Raw genomic sequence first — 1,615 nt, 5'->3', positions numbered from 1 at the left:
TTGCTCCTGGCCGTTGACGGCGTCCAGATAGCTGAGCAGCTTGTTGTAATCGTCCAGGTACTGCTGGTAGGCGAACTCCTTATCCTGGTTGTACTGGCCCAACTGGTCCAGATACTCCTTATAGTCCAGCTGCTGCTGGGAGTTAACCAGCCCCAGGTCATTGGCCATCATCTCGTATTCGCTGAGGTATCGCTGGTAGGCCTGATTGTACAGCTCAGGGATTTTGTCGCTGAGCTGGGCGGCGTAATAGTTCCCCGCTTGGGCCGCCGCCGTGGCGGCATAGCTGGAGGTCTGGCCTCCGGAGGCCGCCGCGGCCTGGGCCAGAGCGTTTGCGGTGGCCCGCTCTCCCTCCCGCAGATACTGCTTCTGATACTCCCCAAACACCGGGTCCGTGTCCTTGCTCCAGGTGAAGTCCTCTCGGTTGAGCACCTTGTCCAACAGCTCCTGCTGCAACTGCTCGTAAGGGTTGGTGTAGGTGGGGGCCTCCTGGTCCCAGGAGAAGTCCGGGTATTTCCCGATCTGGTCCAGAATGGAGTCCTGCTCCTCCTCGTACTTGTTGTCGTAGGTTGGGGCCTCCTGATCCCAGGAGAAGTCTGGGAAACTGCCGATCTCACCCAGGATCTTGTCGATCTCGTCTTGCTTGCTGCCGGTAAACCCATTATAGCTGGTGGCCTTGTAGCTGGCCGCCAGCTGGGCCGCTGCCTCGTTGGCCAATGCGCGCTGGGCACTGGTAGTGGCGGTGTTCTGGTCCTGCTTCAGACTGGCCGCAGAGATCCCATACTCCGGATACGCCTTGGCTAGACTGAGTTCGTCAGGTGTAAAGCTGGACAAGGTGCCGTTGTCCGTGGCCTTTTTCAAAAAGTCGTTGTAGGTATACGCCATGGTGTTCCCTCCTTTAGGTTCGGCCCGGGGTGGCGTTGTAGGCCGAGCCGCTGTATCGTTCCCGGGTCATGCTGTAAATCTTGCAGCCTCCCGTGCCGGTGAGTTTCAGCCGGTAATGGTCCCCCCGCCGAATCACCATGGGCAGCTGGAAGCTGCGCTTGGGGGTGGGCCCTATGGGCTGGCCTAAGGGCCGCCATGTGCCGTCGCTATCCACCTGCACCCAGGCCTGCACCTGCCCTCCCTCTTCCACCTCCAGGCGAATGTGGAGCCGGGCAATGCCCTTTTTGTCCGGGCTTCCGTCGGTGAAGTCGGCAAACTCCGCCACCCACGCCACGGCTTTCTCCTGCTGGGCCTCCTCCGGTGGGCTGGTCACGTCTCCCACCAGCCAGATCTCCCCTGCCTGGTTGAGCAGGTGCAGATTTCCGCCTGAGAAGGCAAAGTGGGTGGCCTGGGTGTTGTCCTCCCGGTACCACAGCTTCGTGCGAGTGTCGTACACCAGCAGGCTCCAGCCTCCCACCTGAGTGCGGGCGGAGAGGAAATAGCGCAGTCCGTCGGTTCCAGCGGCGCCCTGGTACAGCTTCTCCGGCCCCAGAGGCGCGCTGATGCACTGGGGAATGCCCCCGGAATAGGCCATCACCCCTACCCGGGAGAGGTAGAACAGCACCTCTCCCGCCACTGCCAAACTGTTGTGGCAACCCTCCATCACCCCCAGGGTGGAGGTGCCCATGATCTG

2 pseudogenes are annotated in these 1,615 nt (G+C 61.4%); both read right to left on the bottom strand.

From position 1 onward, the window contains the following. Positions 1–882: pseudogene (locus B5G37_RS14410) on the bottom strand (hypothetical protein); the annotation flags it as partial. Positions 883–895: 13 nt separating this feature from the next. Beyond that, a pseudogene (locus B5G37_RS15365) lies at positions 896–1,615 on the bottom strand (putative glycoside hydrolase family 15 protein); the annotation flags it as partial.

Origin of the sequence: Pseudoflavonifractor sp. An85 (assembly GCF_002161235.1) — a bacterium.
GTDB lineage: Bacteria > Bacillota > Clostridia > Oscillospirales > Oscillospiraceae > Enterenecus.
The sequence above is the reverse complement of the archived record's forward strand: the minus strand, read 5'-3'. Positions and strand labels throughout refer to the sequence as shown.